This is a genomic window from Pseudomonas sp. GW458-11-26-14-LB4, from assembly GCF_059423925.1.
On record NZ_JBWKYU010000024.1, the window covers coordinates 42256 to 57199 of the forward strand.

Below are 14944 nucleotides of genomic sequence, written 5' to 3' on the forward strand. Positions count from 1 at the left end.
GTCCGACGTGTACTGTTCAGCTTCCATATCGTGGAGATCAGTTGATGATTTACGAAGGTAAAGCCATCACGGTTAAAGCTCTTGAAAGTGGCATCGTCGAATTGAAATTCGACCTCAAGGGTGAGTCCGTCAACAAGTTCAACCGTCTTACCCTGAACGAACTGCGTCAGGCCGTAGACACCATCAAGGCAGATGCTTCGATCAAGGGCGTGATCGTCAGCAGTGGCAAGGACGTTTTCATCGTCGGCGCCGACATCACCGAATTTGTCGACAACTTCAAGCTGCCGGATGCCGAGCTGGTTGCTGGCAATCTCGAAGCCAACAAGATCTTCAGCGATTTCGAAGACCTCAACGTTCCGACCGTTGCCGCGATCAACGGCATCGCCCTGGGCGGCGGTCTGGAAATGTGCCTGGCAGCGGACTACCGCGTCATGTCGACCAAGGCCAAGATCGGTCTGCCGGAAGTCAAACTGGGCATCTACCCGGGCTTCGGCGGTACCGTGCGTCTGCCGCGCCTGATCGGTGCCGACAACGCCATCGAGTGGATCGCCGCCGGCAAGGAAAACCGTCCTGAAGACGCGCTGAAAGTCGGCGCCGTCGATGCCGTGGTTGCCCCTGAAAAACTGCAGGATGCCGCCCTTGAGCTGATCAAGCGCGCCGTCTCCGGCGAGTTCGACTACAAGGCCAAGCGCCAGCCTAAGCTGGAAAAGCTCAAGCTGAACGCCATTGAACAAATGATGGCTTTCGAAACCGCCAAAGGTTTCGTGGCTGGCCAGGCCGGCCCGAACTACCCGGCCCCGGTTGAAGCGATCAAGACCATCCAGAAAGCCGCGAACTTCGGTCGTGACAAGGCGCTGGAAGTCGAAGCCGCAGGTTTCGTGAAACTGGCCAAGACCTCTGCCGCGCAGAGCTTGATCGGTCTGTTCCTGAACGATCAGGAACTGAAGAAAAAGGCCAAGGCCTATGACGAAATCGCCAAAGACGTGAAGCAGGCTGCCGTACTGGGCGCCGGCATCATGGGTGGCGGTATCGCCTATCAGTCGGCTTCCAAAGGTACGCCGATCCTGATGAAGGACATCAACGAGCACGGCATCGAGCAAGGTCTGGCTGAAGCCGCCAAGCTGCTGGTCGGTCGCGTTGATAAAGGCCGCATGACCGCCGCGAAAATGGCTGAAGTGCTCAACGGCATTCGTCCTACGCTGTCCTACGGCGATTTCGGTCACGTCGACCTGGTCGTTGAGGCCGTGGTCGAGAACCCGAAAGTCAAGCAAGCCGTTCTGGCGGAAGTCGAAGACAAGGTCAAAGAGGACACCATCCTCGCGTCCAACACCTCGACCATTTCCATCAGCCTGCTGGCCAAGGCCCTCAAGCGTCCGGAAAACTTTGTCGGCATGCACTTCTTCAACCCGGTGCACATGATGCCGCTGGTGGAAGTGATCCGTGGCGAGAAGTCCAGCGAGCTGGCCATCGCCACCACCGTTGCCTACGCCAAGAAAATGGGCAAGAACCCGATCGTCGTCAACGACTGCCCGGGCTTCCTGGTCAACCGCGTACTGTTCCCGTACTTCGGCGGTTTCGCCAAACTGGTCAGCGCCGGTGTGGACTTCGTCCGTATCGACAAGATCATGGAAAAATTCGGCTGGCCGATGGGCCCGGCGTACCTGATGGACGTGGTCGGCATCGACACCGGCCACCACGGTCGCGACGTAATGGCTGAAGGCTTCCCGGACCGGATGAAGGACGACCGTCGTTCGGCCATCGACGTGCTTTACGAAGCCAAGCGTCTGGGTCAGAAGAACGGCAAGGGCTTCTACGCCTACGAGGCCGACAAGAAAGGCAAGCAGAAGAAAGTCGCCGATCCGTCGGTACTGGAAGTGCTCAAGCCGATCATCTACGAGCAGCGCGAAGTCACTGACGAAGACATCATCAACTGGATGATGATCCCGCTGTGCCTGGAAACCGTGCGTTGCCTGGAAGACGGCATCGTCGAAACCGCCGCCGAAGCCGACATGGGTCTGGTCTACGGTATTGGTTTCCCTCCATTCCGTGGCGGTGCGCTGCGCTACATCGACTCGATCGGTGTTGCCGAGTTCGTTGCCCTGGCCGACCAGTACGCTGATTTGGGCGCGCTGTACCACCCGACCGCGAAGCTGCGCGAAATGGCCAAGAACGGCCAGAGCTTCTTCGGTTAAGCGCCCCCAACTAGAGTGAGAGTGAACTTATGAGCTTGAATCCTAGAGACGTCGTGATTGTCGACTTCGGTCGTACTCCGATGGGCCGCTCCAAGGGCGGCATGCACCGCAACACCCGCGCCGAAGACATGTCGGCGCACCTGATCAGCAAACTGCTGGAACGCAACACCAAGGTCGATCCTGCCGAAGTCGAAGACGTGATCTGGGGCTGCGTCAACCAGACCCTGGAGCAAGGCTGGAACATCGCGCGCATGGCGTCGCTGATGACCCAGATCCCTCACACCTCGGCCGGCCAGACCGTCAGCCGTCTGTGCGGCTCGTCGATGAGCGCGCTGCACACTGCTGCGCAAGCGATCATGACCGGTAACGGTGACGTGTTCGTGGTTGGCGGCGTCGAGCATATGGGTCACGTAAGCATGATGCACGGTGTCGATCCGAACCCGCACATGTCCCTGTACGCGGCGAAAGCCTCGGGCATGATGGGCCTGACCGCTGAAATGCTGGGCAAAATGCACGGCATCACTCGCGAACAGCAGGACGCCTTTGGCGTGCGTTCCCACCAGTTGGCCCACAAGGCGACTGTGGAAGGCAAGTTCAAGGACGAAATCATCCCGATGCAGGGTTACGACGAGAACGGTTTCCTGAAAACCTTCGACTACGACGAAACCATTCGTCCGGAAACCACCCTGGAAAGTCTGGCGGCTCTGAAGCCGGCGTTCAATCCAAAGGGCGGCACCGTAACGGCCGGTACTTCGTCGCAGATCACCGATGGTGCTTCGTGCATGATCGTGATGTCGGCACAGCGTGCGCAAGACCTGGGCATCCAGCCTCTGGCCGTGATTCGCTCAATGGCGGTAGCGGGTGTGGACCCGGCCATCATGGGCTATGGTCCGGTACCGGCTACTCAGAAAGCACTGAAACGTGCCGGCCTGGGTATCAACGATATCGACTTCTTCGAGCTCAATGAAGCGTTCGCCGCACAGGCCCTGCCAGTGCTGAAAGACCTGAAAGTGCTCGACAAGATGAATGAGAAGGTTAACCTGCACGGCGGCGCGATCGCCCTGGGTCACCCGTTCGGTTGCTCCGGTGCCCGTATTTCCGGCACTTTGCTGAACGTGATGAAGCAGAATGGCGGCACCTTCGGGGTGGCCACCATGTGCATTGGCCTGGGCCAAGGCATCTCCACCGTCTTCGAACGCGTTTAAGCGTCTCGTCGATGGAAGCCGGGGCCAAGTGCCCCGGTTTTTGTTTTTGCGGATTTATTTTTGTTTTTATTTTGAAAAAATTTGAGTGAGGGCCGAAGCATGCCGATACAACCTGGGCTCTACCAACATTACAAAGGTCCGCAGTACCGCGTATTCAGTGTTGCGCGGCATTCCGAGACCGAAGAAGAAGTGGTCTTTTACCAAGCCCTGTATGGCGATTACGGCTTTTGGGTGCGTCCCTTGAGCATGTTCCTGGAGTCCGTCGAGGTTGACGGGGAGCAGGTCCCACGCTTTGCTTTGGTGCAAGCCGAACCGAGCCTTTTTTCGAAGCCGTAAGGCGAGTGCGCGCAAAACCCTGCGCTTGACCTCACCTTGTAGCCACTATATATAGCGGTGCCGCGTCAGGCGCCAACCGCCTTTCACTTCTAGAATTCAGGAATTTTCTGATCCATGGGCAAATCGCTGGTCATTGTGGAATCCCCGGCTAAGGCCAAGACCATCAACAAGTATCTGGGCAACCAATACGTGGTGAAGTCGAGTATCGGCCATATCCGAGACCTGCCCACCAGCGGTTCGGCTAGCGCCAGCAAGGAGCCTGCCGCCAAGCGCGGCAAGGCTGCTGCGGGCGAAGCGCCAGCGCTGTCGCCGAAAGAGAAGGCGCGCAAGCAGCTGGTCTCGCGCATGGGTGTCGATCCCGAGCATGGCTGGAAAGCCAAGTACGAGATCCTCCCGGGCAAGGAAAAGGTCATCGAAGAGCTGCGCCGGCTCGCCAAGGATGCTGACACCATCTATCTCGCAACCGACTTGGATCGCGAGGGGGAAGCCATTGCCTGGCACCTGCGCGAAGCCATCGGTGGTGACGACAGCCGCTACAAGCGCGTGGTGTTCAACGAAATCACCAAGAAGGCGATTCAGGAAGCCTTCTCGGAGCCGGGCGAACTCGACATTGATCGAGTGAACGCGCAGCAGGCCCGTCGTTTCCTCGACCGCGTCGTCGGCTACATGGTCTCGCCGCTGCTGTGGGCCAAGATCGCCCGTGGTCTGTCCGCCGGTCGCGTGCAATCGGTTGCCGTGAAGCTGGTGGTCGAGCGTGAGCGTGAGATTCGTGCGTTCAACCCGGAAGAGTACTGGGAAGTGCATGCTGATCTCGGCACCGCCAAAGGTTCGACCGTGCGTTTCGAAGTGGCTCGCGAGAAAGGCGAAGCCTTCAAACCACTGAACGAAGCGCAGGCCACGGCCGCGCTGGAGAAGCTAAAATCCTCCAGCTACAGTATCGTCAAGCGTGAAGACAAGCCGACCAGCAGCAAACCGTCGGCACCGTTCATCACCTCCACACTGCAACAGGCCGCGAGCAACCGCTTGGGCTTCGGTGTGAAGAAAACCATGATGATGGCCCAGCGTCTCTACGAAGCCGGCTACATCACTTATATGCGTACCGACTCGACCAACCTCTCGGCTGATGCCGTGGCGATGGCGCGCGATTACATCGAAACCGAATTCGGCAAGAAGTACCTGCCAGAGTCGCCGAACGTCTACAGCAGCAAGGAAGGCGCACAAGAGGCTCACGAAGCGATTCGTCCGTCTGACGCCAACACCACGCCAGCCAAGCTGGCCGGCATGGAGCGCGACGCTGAGCGTCTCTACGAGCTGATCTGGCGCCAGTTCCTGGCTTGCCAGATGCTGCCGGCGCAGTACCTGTCGACTACCGTCAGCGTCGCTGCCGGCGACTTCGAGCTGCGCGCCAAGGGCCGCATTCTGAAGTTCGACGGTTACACCCGCGTGCTGCCGCAAATCACCAAGCCTGGCGATGACGACGTTTTGCCCGACATGGCGCAGGGCGACGTGATGAAGCTGATCAAGCTCGATCCGTCCCAGCACTTCACCAAGCCGCCGGCCCGTTATTCGGAAGCCAGCCTGGTGAAGGAAATGGAAAAGCGCGGCATCGGTCGTCCTTCGACCTACGCAGCGATCATCTCGACCATTCAGGATCGCGGCTACGTGACCCTGCACAACCGTCGTTTCTATTCGGAAAAGATGGGCGACATCGTTACCGAGCGTCTGTCGGAAAGCTTCTCGAATCTCATGGACTACGGCTTCACCGCCGGCATGGAAGAGAATCTCGATGACGTGGCTCAGGGCGAGCGCGACTGGAAAAACGTGCTGGACGAGTTCTATGGCGACTTCAAGAAAAAACTCGAAGTGGCGGAGAATCCGGAAGCCGGCATGCGTGCCAACCAGCCGGTGATGACCGATATTCCATGCACCACTTGTGGCCGTCCAATGCAGATCCGTACTGCATCGACCGGCGTGTTCCTCGGCTGCTCGGGCTACAGCCTGCCGCCGAAAGAGCGCTGCAAGGCCACCGTCAACCTGGTGCCGGGCGACGAAATCGCGGCGGATGACGAGGGTGAGTCGGAATCCCTGGTACTGCGCGGCAAGCATCGCTGCCCGATCTGCAGCACAGCGATGGACGCCTACCTGCTCGACGAGAAGCGCAAGCTGCACATCTGCGGTAACAACCCTGATTGCGCCGGCTACGAAATCGAAGAAGGCAGCTACCGCATCAAGGGCTACGAAGGTCCGAGCCTGGAATGCGACAAGTGCGGCAGCGAGATGCAGCTCAAGACCGGCCGTTTCGGCAAGTTCTTCGGTTGCACCAACCCGACGTGCAAGAACACCCGCAAGCTGCTGAAGAGCGGTGATGCGGCGCCGCCGAAGATGGATCCGGTGAAGATGCCTGAGCTGAAATGCGAGAAGGTCAACGACACCTACATCCTGCGTGACGGTGCGTCCGGCCTGTTCCTGGCGGCCAGTCAGTTCCCGAAAAACCGCGAGACCCGTGCTCCGCTGGTGATCGAGATTCTGCCGCACAAGGACGAGATCGATCCGAAGTATCACTTCCTGTGTGAAGCGCCGCAGAAGGATCCGGATGGTCTGCCAGCCGTGATCCGCTACAGCCGCAAGACCAAGGAGCAATACGTTCAGACCGAAGTCGACGGCAAGCCGACAGGCTGGAAAGCGTTCTTTGACGGTGGCAAGTGGACGGTTGAAGACAAGCGTCCGGCGAAAGCCAAGGCTTGAGCAGGCGTTGATCTGAAGGTGTCCTGACTGGGCATCTTCAACACAAAAGGCCGCATGACAACCTTCGGGTTTTCATGCGGCCTTTTTGTTTAATGCTTGCGGTCGGATCGGCTGATCCATGACACTGTCCGGCCTGTGTGAAGCAATTATTTCGTTGTGGAGAGTGCCGACATGGCCCACGAGCTCTATACCCGTACCAATCAGAAGATCTATTTCGCGGGTTTGTCGCTGGAAGCGCTGGCCAGGGCCGAAGAGGGGCGGGCGATGAATTCGCTGGCGCTGATTCAGGCCGGGCGCGAATCCGCACTGTTTCATCTCTACGGTGCGTTGTTGGGGCTGTGTCATGAAATCGCCGGCTTCTACCGTCTGCCGCAAGCCAATGCGTCGCGGGCGGAAGCCTTGCTGACCCGCGAAGTGCTGGAGTCGATTGCCATTCCAGAGCTGGCGGAAATGATTGAGCTGGCAGGCAACCCGGAGACTTGGCTGGCTAAATTGCTGGCTGCGCACTCGGCGCTGTTTCAGCCACCACGGGTGCCACACAAACCGAAGGGCGATGTGACGCAGCCGTTGATTCAGACCGTGAATCTGGATGAAGAAGAGGTGGTTGAAGAGCTGAGCCGCGAAGAGCTCGAGAGCTGGCGGCAGAACCTCAAAGGGCTGGCGATTCGCTTCCGTGAAGGCTTGAACGAGTGCTGAGGAACTTTGGACTGGCGGCGACGAGAGGCGTGCTGCTGGTCAAGATCCCGAGCGAAGCCTGAATGATGTCTATATAATCCCTGCCTTTCGTGGAGAACAGACCTATATGCCAACGTCCTTTCTAGAAATTGTCGAGCTACCAGACGGCCGAATCGAACTGCGCAGAGCCGAGGACGAGGGTTCTCTGGTGACTCTGGATTTCTCCGAGGATGCCAAGGCGTTTCTGCAGGGCCAGCACGTTGAAATTGCCAAGGCGATGTTGAGCGTCGGCGTGCAAATGGCGGGGCGTATGGTTGAAGGCGAATTCGATAAGGATGAGGGGCCGCGGGTTCTTCATTGATCCGCTGTCTGTCAGTTACTGCTCCAGATCGGCTTCTCTATCCCTGGAGAAGCCCTGCGCTTTACATGGCGCGCATTGTTGCTGAATCACCCCAAACGAATGTTCAGGCTTTGAGCGTCCCCGGTGCGGGCGGCGCTGATCAGCTGTTGCCGTGACCCTGCGCTCAGTGTGTTCAGCCACGTGACGACCGTGTGGCTGCGGCCCAGGCGTAATGCTTCGCAGGCCAGTTGCTGGGCGCTTTGAGCGCCGCGCGGTTGTAACAGCAGGATGCGTTCGCGATTCAATCCTGCGTCCCGTAGCCAGGTCTGGGTCAGGCTGGCAGGCGGTGCAATCAGGGTCAGCCAGCGTGCGTCCTGATCCTCGCTCAGTTCGCGAAGAATCGGTGCCAGCAGGCTCAGGCAGTTCCCGGTCGCGCCGCGCAGTGACAGCTCGCTGAACGCTTCAGGTTCGGTATTCCACGGACGCTCGACGACATCTTTGAGGATGGGGGCGAGGGGCTGCGCCAGAAATGCCTCGAACAACGGCAGTTGTGTTTGCTGAGGTACGTGTGGGAACTGCATAAAGCCTCCTTTAGCGGCGGATGACGCCGACACTCAAGCCTTCGATCACCAGTTCCTGGTCTTTCAGGTTGACTTCGATAGGGGCGAACTCGGGGTTTTCGGCAATCAGCCAGACTTTGCTGCCGTCACGCTTGAAGCGTTTGACGGTAACTTCGTCGCCGATCCGCGCAACCACGATCTGACCGTTGCGCGCCTCGCGGGTGGTGTGAACCGCCAGCAGGTCGCCGTCGAAAATGCCGATGTCCTTCATGCTCATGCCGTGGACGCGCAACAGATAGTCGGCGCGTGGATGGAAGAAGGCGGGGTTGATGTTGCAGGACTCTTCGATGTGCTGCTGGGCGAGAATCGGCGCGCCGGCAGCCACTCGACCGATGATCGGCAGGGTGGATTCGTCGACCTTGGCTTCGAAGCCTGGGATGCGAATGCCGCGAGAGGCACCGGGAGTCATCTCGATTGCGCCTTTGCGAGCGAGCGCCTTGAGGTGCTCTTCGGCCGCGTTGGGCGATTTGAAACCCAGTTCCTGAGCGATTTCCGCACGGGTCGGCGGGTAGCCGTTGTCTTCGAGGCAGCGTTTGATAAAGGCCAGAATCTCGGCTTGGCGTGGCGTCAGCTTAAGCATATTGATCGCTCTGTCTTTTTATACAGTGACTGGGATTATATACAGTGAAGCAGTCTTGGCAATGATCGTTTTTTGCCATGCCGCCGGACGGTCAGTGACGACGCTGATTAATGTGGCGTCCTTGTTGTGGTTAAATAACTGACCGACCATTCCCAAAACGAACTGGCAGGCTTGACAAGGCATAGGCTGAAACGTATGTTTCAAACAAGTGTTTGTCAGGCGGAGTAGCCATGGCCCAGTCGGAAACCGTTGAACGCATTCTTGATGCTGCAGAACAGCTGTTCGCGGAAAAAGGTTTCGCTGAAACCTCATTGCGTCTGATCACCAGCAAGGCAGGGGTCAACCTCGCTGCGGTGAACTATCACTTCGGCTCGAAGAAGGCGCTGATCCAGGCGGTTTTCTCGCGCTTCCTCGGTCCGTTCTGCATCAGCCTCGACAAAGAGCTGGAGCGCCGCCAGGCCAAGCCAGAGAACAAGCCTTCGCTCGAAGAGCTGCTGGAAATCCTCGTCGAGCAAGCGCTGGTGGTTCAGCCACGCAGCGGCAACGATCTGTCGATTTTCATGCGCCTGCTCGGTCTGGCATTCAGTCAGAGCCAGGGCCACTTGCGCCGTTATCTGGAAGACATGTACGGCAAGGTGTTCCGTCGCTACATGCTCTTGGTGAACGAAGCCGCCCCGCGAATTCCTCCGATCGAACTGTTCTGGCGCGTGCACTTCATGCTCGGTGCCGCAGCATTCAGCATGTCGGGTATCAAAGCCCTGCGCGCGATTGCCGAAACCGACTTCGGCGTCAACACCTCCATTGAGCAGGTGATGCGTCTGATGGTGCCGTTTCTGGCTGCCGGCATGCGTGCCGAAACCGGCGTCACCGACACGGCCATGGCCACCGCGCAGTTGCGACCACGCAGCAAGTCCGCACCGGCACCTGCCAAGGTTTAACCGTCCATGGGTGGGCGCGGCAGCTGACATCCGCTAAGCTAGCCGCCCATGTCGACTCTCGTTCTGAACCCGTTTCTCATTGAAATCACCGACCCGCCGGGCAATGCCTCAGGTGGTGATTTCGTGGGCGACGGGTTTTTCGTTTTCAAGGAATCTCTATGACTGCTGGCCTGCAAGGCTCGTTGATGGTGGACGTCGCCGGTACCTGGCTGACGGCCGAAGATCGCCAATTGTTGCGCCAGCCCGAAGTGGGCGGCCTGATCATTTTTGCCCGCAACATCGAGCATCCGCGCCAGGTGCGCGAGCTGAGCGCGGCGATCCGTGCCATTCGTCCGGACCTGCTGCTGGCGGTGGATCAGGAGGGCGGTCGCGTCCAGCGCCTACGTCAGGGCTTCGTCCGTTTGCCGGCCATGCGCGCCATTGCTGATAACCCGAACGCCGAGTATCTGGCCGAGCAGTGCGGCTGGATCATGGCCACCGAAGTGCTGGCGGTCGGCCTCGACCTGAGCTTCGCGCCGGTGCTGGATCTGGATTACCAGCGCAGCGCCGTCGTCGGCACCCGTTCGTTCGAAGGCGACCCGGAGCGCGCCGCGCTACTCGCCGGCGCTTTCATCAAAGGCATGAACAACGCCGGCATGGCCGCCACCGGCAAGCATTTCCCCGGCCACGGCTGGGCAGAAGCCGACTCCCACGTTGCAATCCCCAACGACGAGCGCAGCCTCGAAGAGATCCGCGCCAACGACCTCGTGCCGTTCGCCAGACTCAGCAAGCAACTGGCCGCCGTCATGCCGGCTCACGTGATTTATCCGCAAGTTGATGCGCAGCCCGCCGGATTCTCCCGGCGCTGGTTGCAGGACATCCTGCGCGGCGAGCTGCAGTTCGACGGCGTTATCTTCAGCGATGACCTGTCGATGGCCGGCGCGCACGTGGTTGGCGACGCCGCCAGCCGTATCGAAGCGGCACTCAGTGCCGGTTGTGACATGGGCCTGGTGTGCAACGATCGCGCGGCCGCCGAACTGGCCCTGAGCGCCGCGCAGCGCATGAAGGTCAAGCCGTCGCCGCGTATCGCACGTATGCGCGGTCAGGCGTTCGCCAACACCGAATACCGTCAGGATCCGCGCTGGCTGACCGCTGTCGGCGCGCTCAAAGACGCTCAACTGATCGATTAAGGATTTTTCGCTATGACGGTTTACGCAATCATCGGCGGCACCGGCCTGACCCAGCTGGAAGGCCTGAGCATTCGTCAGTCGCTGGCGGTGGACACGCCTTATGGCGCGCCATCGGCCGAGGTTCAGATTGGTGAGTACGCCGGCAAGGAAGTGCTGTTCCTCGCTCGTCACGGTCACCCGCATCGCTTCCCGCCGCACAAGGTCAACTACCGCGCCAACCTGTGGGCGTTGAAGCAGGCCGGAGCCGAAGCGATCATCGCGGTCAACGCCGTGGGCGGGATTCATCCTGCATTGGGCACCGGACATTTCTGCGTGCCGCATCAGATCGTGGACTACACCAGCGGTCGCGAGCACACCTATTTCGCCGATGACCTGGAACATGTCACACACATCGACTTCAGCTTTCCCTACAGTGAACCGCTGCGTCAGCAACTGATTGCTGCATTGGCTGCTGAAGGTTGCGAGTACAGCGATCAGGGCGTTTACGCCTGCACACAGGGCCCGCGTCTGGAAACCGTGGCCGAGATCGTGCGTCTGGAGCGTGATGGCTGCGATATCGTTGGCATGACCGGCATGCCGGAAGCGGCGCTGGCCCGTGAGCTGGATCTGGATTACGCCTGTCTGTCGCTGGTGGTGAACCCGGCGGCGGGCAAGACCACTGAAGTGATCACCATGGCCGAGATCGAGCAGGCATTGCACGATGGCATGGGCAAGGTGAAGTCGACGTTGGCGCGGGTGCTGAAGGGCTGAGTCTGGCTTCAGATCCGGTCGACTCATTCGCAAGCAAGCTCGCTCCCACAGGATTTACTCAAGTCCTGTGGGAGCGAGCTTGCTTGCGATGGCTTTCCAGATAACGCTGAAAATCTCAGCGCTTTTCAAACTTGTCCGGCAACGGCGCAAACAGTGCCTCGATATCATCACTCTGCAGCTTCCAGTCCCCGGCCTTGCGCCCATCCAGCACGCCAGCCGCCAGGTCGGACTTTTCCTTCTGCAGATGCTGAATTTTCTCCTCGACCGTGCCCCGGGCAATCATCTTGTAGACAAACACCGGCTTCTCCTGACCAATACGATACGCGCGGTCGGTTGCCTGATTCTCGGTCGCCGGGTTCCACCACGGGTCGTAGTGAATCACCGTATCCGCTTCCGTCAGGTTTAGACCCACACCACCAGCCTTCAGGCTGATGAGAAAGATCTGACGCTTGCCGCTCTGGAATTCCTTCACAGGCGTTCGCCGATCCCGAGTCTGTCCCGTCAGCAGCGCATAGGCGACATTGCGTTTTTTCAGCTCGTCCTCGATCAGTGACAACATCGACGTGAACTGCGAGAACAGCAGAATCCGCCGGCCTTCCTCAAACAACTCCTCGAGCATTTCCATCAGGCTGTCGAGCTTGCCCGATGTGCTGCCGCGAGCGGGCAGGGTGGCGTCGTTGACCAGGCGCAAGTCGCAGCAGACCTGCCGCAGCTTGAGCAATGCCTCGAGAATGATGATCTGGCTGCGCGCCACACCTTTGCGAGTGATCTCGTCGCGAACCTTCTTATCCATCGCCAGACGCATGGTTTCGTATACGTCGCGCTGGGCCTCGTTGAGCTCGACCCAATGGATGATCTCGGTTTTCGGCGGCAGCTCGGTCGCAACCTGTTCCTTGGTGCGGCGTAGCAGGAATGGTTTGATCCGGCCGTTGAGGTGCTGAAGTCTGACTTCGCTCGCGCGCTTTTCGATCGGCACGCGGTAATCGGCGTTGAAGCTTTTGACGTCGCCGAGCCAGCCGGGCAGCAGGAAGTGAAACAGCGACCACAGTTCGCCCAGGTGATTTTCCAGTGGCGTCCCGCTCAGGCACAGGCGCTGACGAGCATTGAGTTCACGGGCAGCCTGGGCGGCTTTGCTGTTCGGGTTCTTGATGTACTGCGCTTCGTCGAGCACCAGTACGTGCAGCGGCTGCTGGGCCAGACGCTCGACATCCTTGGGCAGCAGCGCATAGGTCGTGAGGATTAGGTCGTAGTCGGCCAGATGCTCGAAATGCTTTTTACGGCTGGCACCGTACAGCGCGACAACCTTGAGCTGTGGCGTGAAGTGCGCCGCTTCGTCGAGCCAGTTGGGAATCAGGCTGGTGGGCATTACCACCATGCACGGCCGATCCAGACGCCCGGCGTTCTTTTCGCTGAGAATATGCGCCAGTGTCTGTAGGGTTTTACCCAGGCCCATGTCGTCCGCGAGAATCCCGCCGACTTCAAGTTGTCGCAGCGACTGCATCCAGCTCAAGCCTTCGAGCTGATAAGGACGCAGCGTCGCATTCAACCCCTTCGGTGCTTTGGCACTGTAATCGCGGATATCACGCAAGCGCTGGGCGAAGCTGCGAATCTGCTCGCCACCCTCCCACAGCAGCGGAATACCTTCCAGCGAATTCAGGCGCGTGGCGTCGGCCTTGCTCAGGCGCAGGGTGGTTTCGCCCGGCTCCTGCAGATAGAACTCGCCAAGGGTCGCCAGTACCGGTTTCAGCCGGCCGAGGGGCAGGGCGACTTGCAACGGTCCGTGCTCGCTGTTGCGTTGCGGGATGTTCACCAGAATCAGCTCATCGTCGCGACGGCGGGCGAGACGTTCCGGATTAAGTATTTCCGTGTGCGAGCGCATCAGGTTGAGCAGGATCGGCAGCAGGCTCAGGCGCTCACCGTTGACGATGATCCCCAGCTCCAGATCGAACCAGTCGCGTTCCGGCGTCTGCTCGACAGTGGCGTACCAGTCGTCGACGGCGGTCAGGTCGAAACCGAATTCATCGTCGACCAACAGCTCCCAGCCTTGGGTGCGCAGTTTCGGCAGATCGTTGAGGGTGAACGTCAGCCACGCGCTGTCGTTGACCATCTCGTAGAGTTCGCCGGCGCTTTCCGGCAGGGCCTTGCTCTGCCGGGTGGCGATGCGGAAGCCGAGAATTCGCAGCTGCTCGCGGTAGCTTTGTTCGACGTCCGGGTGGCGTTTGACCCGCAAGGTCTGGGCTTCCTGGCGAATCAGAATGTCGCTGTTCTTCTGGCCGCTGACGTATTCGTCGAGATAGCTGAAGGACAGCGCCGCACGGTGCTGGATGTAGCGCTGCATCTTGCCGTTGCGCGGTTCGAACGCGCTGAATTCGACGCTGGCCAGCCACAGGCGCGGTACCGGTTGCACATTGTCCACCAGCACTTGCGGTGGCGCCTTCGGGCTGCGGTTTTCCAGGACGGCCTGGAGTTTTTCCAGCAGTTCGGCGTCTTTGGCGGCGGCGGGGTATTCGAGGGTTTCCTGCACTTGCAGCAATACCGCCGCACAGTGTTTGCAGTTGCTGTGGACTGGGCAGGTGCAGGTGGCGTCGACCATCAGCAGCGTGCCTTTGGCTGACTCGCGCAGATGAATCGTCTGACGGTAGACGTTACCGCCAGAGCCTTCGCAGCTGGCGGTAATGGTCGCGTCGCCGACCTGTACGAATCGCACCCGGTTTTCCAGCGCGTAGCGGCGGCCACGTTCCAGGCTTTGTTCCTTGAATCGGCTGACCCAGGAGGAGGCCAGCGGTTTACTCAGTGGCGGGGGCATAAGGACTTCGATCAGTCCGGAACGACTTCAGGCGCTTCCCGAGGCGCGGGCGCCGTCAGTGAAGTGATCTTGATCAGCAGGGCCAGATGACCGTTGTCGAGGTAGTTGAGTTGGCCGTTCTTGGTGTGGCTGTCCTGTTTCAGGCGCTCGCTGGCGGTGACCATGCCGTTGGCGTCGATCTGATTGACCCAGAAGTCGGCGTTCACGTCGGTGAAGCGCCCGAGCTTCATTTCAATCGTGCCTTCGATCGGGAACTGGCCGAATTGCTCCTGACCTTCGCTGACCGCAACTTTGGCCGGTGTCTCGCCCAGCGTCTGTTGCCAGGCTTTGTGCATCAGCACGCTGTACTCGCCGCTGGCGGTGAGTTTGGTCACAACATCGTTCAGCGCCGGGGTGCGTTTGCTGTCATCGCCCAAACGCTGAGCGCCAGCCGCCCAGTCTTCCGGTGCAGCGCGGCTGACAATCGCCGGCACGGCGTTCTGGCGTACCAGAATCATTTCGACCTGATAGAGGTCATCGGCAAACGCCGTAGGTGCCACCAGAGTCAGTAGCAAAGTCAGAGAGCGAAACAGGCGCATGCGGCGTCCT

Annotated in this window: 13 protein-coding genes; 9 read left to right on the forward strand and 4 right to left on the reverse strand. The window is 59.6% G+C overall.

Going from position 1 to position 14944, the window contains the following annotated elements; translation table 11 throughout:
• Positions 1–44: 44 nt before the first annotated feature.
• The 6 genes from fadB to AC07XZ_RS25395 all read left to right on the forward strand — a co-directional run bounded on the left by fadB (position 45) and on the right by AC07XZ_RS25395 (position 7514).
• On the forward strand, positions 45–2192 hold the full coding sequence (gene fadB / locus AC07XZ_RS25370) for a fatty acid oxidation complex subunit alpha FadB (RefSeq protein WP_085748341.1): 2148 nt from the start codon (positions 45–47) through the stop codon (positions 2190–2192).
• Between the two features lie 29 nt (positions 2193–2221).
• Positions 2222–3397, forward strand: a complete 1176-nt coding sequence (gene fadA, locus AC07XZ_RS25375) for an acetyl-CoA C-acyltransferase FadA (protein WP_007953060.1) — start codon at positions 2222–2224, stop codon at positions 3395–3397.
• A gap of 99 nt (positions 3398–3496) precedes the next feature.
• Positions 3497–3733 carry a DUF1653 domain-containing protein gene (locus AC07XZ_RS25380; RefSeq protein WP_007953059.1) on the forward strand — a complete coding sequence of 79 codons (237 nt, stop codon included), beginning with the start codon at positions 3497–3499 and terminating at the stop codon, positions 3731–3733.
• A gap of 114 nt (positions 3734–3847) precedes the next feature.
• Positions 3848–6478 carry a type I DNA topoisomerase gene (topA, locus tag AC07XZ_RS25385; protein WP_007953057.1) on the forward strand — a complete coding sequence of 877 codons (2631 nt, stop codon included), beginning with the start codon at positions 3848–3850 and terminating at the stop codon, positions 6476–6478.
• A gap of 171 nt (positions 6479–6649) precedes the next feature.
• Positions 6650–7174 (forward strand): DUF6586 family protein, encoded by a 525-nt coding sequence (locus AC07XZ_RS25390; protein ID WP_085748342.1) that lies wholly within the window; start codon positions 6650–6652, stop codon positions 7172–7174.
• A gap of 106 nt (positions 7175–7280) precedes the next feature.
• Positions 7281–7514 (forward strand): hypothetical protein, encoded by a 234-nt coding sequence (locus AC07XZ_RS25395; protein WP_007953047.1) that lies wholly within the window; start codon positions 7281–7283, stop codon positions 7512–7514.
• Between the two features lie 86 nt (positions 7515–7600).
• On the opposite strand, the gene sulA is transcribed toward AC07XZ_RS25395, so the two are convergent.
• Together sulA and lexA are read right to left on the reverse strand one after the other, a co-directional pair.
• A complete protein-coding gene (gene sulA / locus AC07XZ_RS25400; RefSeq protein WP_085748343.1) occupies positions 7601–8074 on the reverse strand; it encodes an SOS-induced cell division inhibitor SulA in 474 nt (157 codons plus the stop codon).
• Between the two features lie 10 nt (positions 8075–8084).
• Entirely contained in the window at positions 8085–8693 is a 609-nt protein-coding gene (gene lexA, locus AC07XZ_RS25405) for a transcriptional repressor LexA (RefSeq protein WP_007953044.1), read from the reverse strand.
• A 230-nt stretch (positions 8694–8923) separates the two neighbouring features.
• On the opposite strand from lexA, the gene AC07XZ_RS25410 reads away from it, so the two are divergent.
• The 3 genes from AC07XZ_RS25410 to AC07XZ_RS25420 all read left to right on the forward strand — a co-directional run bounded on the left by AC07XZ_RS25410 (position 8924) and on the right by AC07XZ_RS25420 (position 11550).
• Positions 8924–9631: a TetR/AcrR family transcriptional regulator gene (locus AC07XZ_RS25410; RefSeq protein WP_007953037.1), complete on the forward strand. Its 708-nt coding sequence runs from the start codon at positions 8924–8926 to the stop codon at positions 9629–9631.
• 170 nt (positions 9632–9801) lie between these two features.
• Complete coding sequence (gene nagZ, locus AC07XZ_RS25415) at positions 9802–10800, forward strand: beta-N-acetylhexosaminidase (protein WP_173892813.1); 999 nt, start codon at positions 9802–9804, stop codon at positions 10798–10800.
• A gap of 12 nt (positions 10801–10812) precedes the next feature.
• Positions 10813–11550, forward strand: coding sequence for an S-methyl-5'-thioinosine phosphorylase (locus tag AC07XZ_RS25420; protein ID WP_102688105.1), 738 nt, complete (start codon positions 10813–10815; stop codon positions 11548–11550).
• A gap of 115 nt (positions 11551–11665) precedes the next feature.
• Here AC07XZ_RS25420 and AC07XZ_RS25425 read toward each other — a convergent pair whose 3' ends face one another.
• Entirely contained in the window at positions 11666–14356 is a 2691-nt protein-coding gene (locus tag AC07XZ_RS25425; protein ID WP_007953031.1) for a DEAD/DEAH box helicase, read from the reverse strand.
• Between the two features lie 11 nt (positions 14357–14367).
• Complete coding sequence (locus tag AC07XZ_RS25430) at positions 14368–14934, reverse strand: CsiV family protein (protein WP_007953029.1); 567 nt, start codon at positions 14932–14934, stop codon at positions 14368–14370.
• Between the last annotated feature and the right edge of the window lie 10 nt (positions 14935–14944).